Here is a 1,255-nt window from a genome sequence, read left to right as displayed (position 1 = left end):
ATTTTCCTCTAGGCCCCCTAATTAAACTGGAGTCCTCCCCTACAAGGAATTACAATGGAGACAAGGGAGAGGATTAAGTTATGGGAAAAGCCAAAGAAGAATTTCGTTTAAAGGTAGTAAGAGAAGCTCTGTCCGGCATCAAAGTGGGGGTGCTTGCGCGGTCGTATGACTTGCACCCGGAAACCATTCGGACCTGGGTTCGAACCTACCGAGATCAGATCACGGACGTAGAAACTTCGCTACCAGACCAACATCTTCAGGAGCTCAAGCGTCTTCAAGAGATTGAAGAGAAATACGAAAAAGCCATGAAAGTACTTGGTCAGAAAGAACTCGAAAATGAGATCCTACGGGAACTCGTAAAAAAGAAAAACCCCGCTTATCTAAAAGACTTGAAGTAGCAGAACCATTCATTAAGCGGGGTGAACCAACAGCTGTAGTTCTGCGAATCTTGGAAATTGCCGAATCGACTTACTACGATCGAAAAAAGCGGGTTGCTGCCCCAAAGATGGAATCGTCATCTGCGGGCAAACGCGGGCGACCTACACCAGGGTACTCCTTAACTGAAACTGGAGTCCCCGTTAGCGATGAGCAGATCAAAGAGTGGCTCCTTGAGCTGCTTGAAGGCGAAGAACATGTCTACGGCTACAAACTGTTGGGCCAGTGTATTCGAGATGTTTACCAGGTCATCATTAACAAGAAGAAAACGTACCGTCTTTGCAAAGAACTCGGCATTTTGCAAAAAGCTCGCAGTCACAATCCATCGCACCCGCGTACTCTCCCCAAGAACCGATTCATAACCGGTTCTAATCAGTTGTGGCAAATGGACATTAAATATGGATACGTCGTAGGGCAGAAGCGATTCTTCTTTGTTCTTAGCATCATTGATGTATTTGACCGCGTAGTTGTCGGGCAATATCGCGGGCGAACCTGCGAAGCCAAGCATGCCGTTCAAGCGCTTATGTCTGCCATAGAGCGCCGCATTCAGCCTGGTGAAACGTTACCCGTGATCCGAACGGACAATGGGCCTCAATTTGTAAGCAAGTGGTTTGGAGATACCTGTGAGAACTTGGGGATGACCCATGAGCGAATTCCTCCGCGGACTCCCAACATGAACGCCTACATTGAATCGTTTCATAGTATACTGGAACGCAATTTGTTTAGTAGACGTGAATTTATGACGTTTGAAGAAGCGTTTGTAGCGCTTGACCAATATATGGACTTTTACAATCATCGAAGAATGCATGGTAGCCTAAAG

General features: G+C 46.7%; 2 protein-coding genes. Both read left to right on the top strand.

The genetic code is table 11. The features are described from left to right. The first annotated feature begins 80 nt into the window (after positions 1-80). Entirely contained in the window at positions 81-398 is a 318-nt protein-coding gene (locus tag MJ257_RS24560; RefSeq protein WP_240271797.1) for a transposase, read from the top strand. Positions 399-409: 11 nt separating this feature from the next. Beyond that, positions 410-1,255 (top strand): IS3 family transposase (locus MJ257_RS24555; protein WP_308193251.1); only part of this gene is annotated, 846 nt, incomplete at its 3' end.

Origin of the sequence: Paenibacillus timonensis (assembly GCF_022427145.1) — a bacterium.
Taxonomy (GTDB): Bacteria; Bacillota; Bacilli; order Paenibacillales; family Paenibacillaceae; genus Fontibacillus; species Fontibacillus timonensis.
The sequence above is the reverse complement of the archived record's forward strand: the minus strand, read 5'-3'. Positions and strand labels throughout refer to the sequence as shown.

Coding starts and splice junctions, on each gene's coding strand:
- MJ257_RS24560 (WP_240271797.1), top strand. CDS start 81: ATGGGAAAAGCCAAAGAAGAATTTCGTTTAAAGGTAGTAAGAGAAGCT.